The following is a 3,656-nucleotide window of genomic DNA, read 5'->3' on the forward strand; positions in this document are numbered from 1 at the left end:
GCTGTTGAATTACAAAACGCCTCAAGAAGTCTTCATTGAAGAAGTTAATAAAGTTATGGATTTACAGAGTGTTCAATTTCATATTGCAATTTAAGATCATAAGAAAATACATATGGTTATATAAATAAAGAAGGAGTACAACTGTTACAGTTGTACTCCTTCTGTTGTAATGCTTATAGAGAAACTCTATATTTCTGTTTACCGTGGTGCGTACATGATGATATATACACCTACGATGCAAACGAGACCGCCGATGATATCATATGTATCTGGTCGCAAGCCGTCTACAAGCCAGCCCCATAGAATAGAAAGGGCGATGAATACGCCACCATATGCTGCGTACACTTTGCCAAAGCTTGCTTCTGGTTGGAAGGTAGGAATGATACCGTATAAAAATAGAATAATAGCACCTGCGATTAAATAGAGGGGGCCTTTATCATCGCGCATGTAAAGCCATACAAGATAACCGCCACCAATCTCAGCAAGTCCTGCTAGTATAAAGAAGAGGATAGATAAGAGCATAATAACCTCACTGTATTCTACTACATTAATTGAAATCTATTCTCTATTTTACAACCTAGATTAGAAGAGAGCAATTATTTTATATCCTTAGATTAATAATTGTTTAAAATGAAGGCGAAAATGTACTCAAAAATAGATTCTAATAGTAATGGCATCTAGTGATGGAATCGAGTTGTATTGTGTATAAAAAAACCCGTACACCTAAAAGGTATACGGGGTTTAGTTAGCTTTTATAAGCTTGGTGGTGATTCGCTATGTACATAGTCCATAAAGGTATGCATAGTTTCTGTTTTGGAGTTATTTTTCTTAAATGCAAAGCACACTTGTAGTTTGAATGGTTTTTCTAAAGGTACAAAACCATCAGTGATGCCTAAGGAGTTTAAAATTTGTTTTGCTACGATGCAACCAGAATTATTTTTTTGGCAATAGTCGATCATTGTGTAAGGGTTGGATAAGCGGCTACCACGGATGTGTAGATTTTGTTGACCATTGCCTACGTAGTTTTTCAATGTGCGATACATGAAGTATTTAGGTGGATACATGAGCAAAGGTTGTTGCTGAATCGCTTTCAAGCTAGCGGTTTCCATGCCTTCTATTAAATTTGGTGCATAGTATACGAATTCGTCCTCTCTAAGAGCTGTAGATTCGTATGCGGACATATCTTTGTTATTTGGTAAATAGAGTAGAGCAATGTCGATACGATTTTCGCGTAAGTCGAGCATTAACTCTTCTTCTTCCATGTCATAGATGCTGACAGAGAACTCAGGATGATTTTGGAAGAAGTGTGATACGTAACCATTTAGACGAATATCACCTAAACTACGCAGTACACCGATGTTCAAAATCGGACGTTCCACCTTGCTTGCTAGGCGGATGGATTGAATAGCACGTTCTAATGTATCGAGAACTTGTTCTGCTTCTGGTAAGAATAATTCGCCTTCTGGCGTTAAACGGCTACCTCTTGTAGAACGGGAGATTAATTTCACACCAACTAAACGCTCTAATTTTTTCATTTGAGCGCTGAAAGCTGATTGTGTAATATTCATAGATTGTGCTGCTAATGTAAAGCTTCCTGTTTTATTATAAGTAATAAAACTTTGTAGCTCTTGCATTGTAGGTAACTCTTTCATGTTGTTCCCCCAATTTTGTAATAAGAATCCAATGATAACTATTACCTTACTTATTCATATTGTAGCATACTATAATTGTTTTTTCATCTAAATCTATAAAATATGATGAAGCATGCACAATCGATATAGCGTGTACTATTATCATAAAAAAGATTAATTAAAAATTGTGATTATGCACTTATTTCAATAACTTTCACAATTATCATTAATTGACATAAGTAAATGAAAATGATATTATACATGGGTACCATTATGTGTCGGTACAAGTTTTTTATTCAACTATGAGGTGATAATCACATGGCAACGAGAAGAGAGGCTCGATTCAAACTTTGTCGTCGCTTTGGTGTGAACGTATTCGGTCACGCAAAAGCCTTGAATCGCGTCAAAAAAGACCAACGTCAGAAAAAAATGTCTGAGTATGGCACACAATTATTAGAAAAACAAAAAGTTAAAGCTTACTACAACTTGCTAGAACGCCAGTTCGTACGCTATTATGATAAAGCGAAAAAAATGCAAGGTGTTACAGGTGAAAACATGTTGATCCTTTTGGAACAACGTCTTGATAACCTTGTATATCGCATCGGCTTCGGTAACTCCATTCGTCAAGCTCGTCAAATGGTAAACCATGGCCACATCTTGGTAAATGGTCGTCGTGTAGACATTCCATCCTACTCCTGCAAACCAGGTGACGTTATTGAACTTCGTGAAGCTTCCCGCGACAACGAAATGTTCAAAACTAATTTCCAAGAACTTCGTTCTTTCGAACTTCCTTACATTGAAAAAGACTTGGAAGGCTTCAAAGCTACATTCACTCGTCTTCCTCAACGTGAAGAACTTCCTATCGAAGTTAACGAAACACTTATCGTCGAATTGTACTCCAAATAATTTGGCGCTATTGCCCGCAGTGCTATGCACTGCGGGTTTTTGTATATATTGTGTTGTTTGTATTATTACTAAAAGATTATTTTGAGTATATAAATGAGTGAATTAATTAGATTTTTTCGAAATATTGATCCACAGTTTTATATCTGTATATTTGGTCTCATTGTAACTGGAATCGGCATATATAATCCTTTATTATTGGGCTTATACTCTCCTGATAACAGTTACAATGAAAACCCAATTATGATATTGATTTTTAGGCTTATTAGTGGGATGTTGTTTTTAATAATGGTTTTGTATTTATTATATCGGCTTGTTACAGGGACATGGTTTGGTACTTAATCTTGAGTATTTAGATTTTTCAATTAAATGAAAGTAAATATAGAATATTTCTTCTGCAGCAGAGAGAAAGCTAGAAAGTATTGGCCGTTTTAATTAAAGAGGTACTTTGGTAGAATATGTTTTTATTATCATATATTGAAAATATATCATTTAGTCATCTTATAATGATGATATCTCTAATTATTTTTCTTATATATTTTCTTATAAAAGTATTATTGGAAATCTTAAAAAAATATGGCTTTGTAACTTATACAATAGGTCGGGATTATGCTTGGTATAATTGGTTGAGCCTTGTTAATATCTTGTTTTCGTTAGCACTCATAGTATCATCTTACTTTATTGGCTCCGTTGATTTCTTTCAGTTTACTATATCGGAACGCATACTCTTAGGTGTTGTATTATTAGATGTATTATTATCATTTAATATACATAATCACTTATTAGAATATCGAGCATATAATCTTAAAGAGATTAAACGAATAGAATATACTACACAAAGAAAACATTATGTTAGGCAAGCATCTTATTTGATAATTATATGGTTGTTGAGCATATTAGTCTTTAATATTGATTTATGGCTTTTTTGATGTAAATACTCAACTAAGAAGTATGTTACGCGCTCATAGGGACCTTTTACTTGAAAGAAGACTAAAAGCGGTCTATTGGTGGTGCTATATGCATTCACCAAGACCGCTTTCTATTTCAGATATATTAAATTGTATGCCTACAGATGAATCGATTGCTGCTATCTACAAACGGTTATCTGATTATTGCCAAATA

3 protein-coding genes and 1 pseudogene are annotated in these 3,656 nt (G+C 34.2%); 2 read left to right on the plus strand and 2 right to left on the minus strand.

Going from position 1 to position 3,656, the window contains the following annotated elements:
* Positions 1 to 198: 198 nt before the first annotated feature.
* Together KH364_RS09375 and KH364_RS09380 are read right to left on the minus strand one after the other, a co-directional pair.
* Positions 199 to 522 carry a YnfA family protein gene (locus KH364_RS09375; protein WP_009351302.1) on the minus strand — a complete coding sequence of 108 codons (324 nt, stop codon included), beginning with the start codon at positions 520 to 522 and terminating at the stop codon, positions 199 to 201.
* A 230-nt stretch (positions 523 to 752) separates the two neighbouring features.
* Positions 753 to 1,652, minus strand: coding sequence for a LysR family transcriptional regulator (locus KH364_RS09380; protein WP_273299422.1), 900 nt, complete (start codon positions 1,650 to 1,652; stop codon positions 753 to 755).
* Positions 1,653 to 1,949: 297 nt separating this feature from the next.
* Between KH364_RS09380 and rpsD the strand changes: the two genes are divergently transcribed.
* Positions 1,950 to 2,537, plus strand: a complete 588-nt coding sequence (gene rpsD / locus KH364_RS09385) for a 30S ribosomal protein S4 (protein WP_009350991.1) — start codon at positions 1,950 to 1,952, stop codon at positions 2,535 to 2,537.
* A gap of 927 nt (positions 2,538 to 3,464) precedes the next feature.
* A pseudogene (locus KH364_RS09390) lies at positions 3,465 to 3,656 on the plus strand (IS256 family transposase); the annotation flags it as partial.

Source organism: Veillonella sp. oral taxon 158 (assembly GCF_018376515.1).
In the GTDB taxonomy this organism is placed as follows: Bacteria; Bacillota; Negativicutes; order Veillonellales; family Veillonellaceae; genus Veillonella; species Veillonella rogosae.

Excerpts from the sequence above, each read along its gene's own strand:
- KH364_RS09375 (WP_009351302.1), bottom strand. The coding sequence starts at position 522 with ATGCTCTTATCTATCCTCTTCTTTATACTAGCAGGACTTGCTGAGATT.
- KH364_RS09380 (WP_273299422.1), bottom strand. The coding sequence starts at position 1,652 with ATGAAAGAGTTACCTACAATGCAAGAGCTACAAAGTTTTATTACTTAT.
- rpsD (WP_009350991.1), top strand. The coding sequence starts at position 1,950 with ATGGCAACGAGAAGAGAGGCTCGATTCAAACTTTGTCGTCGCTTTGGT.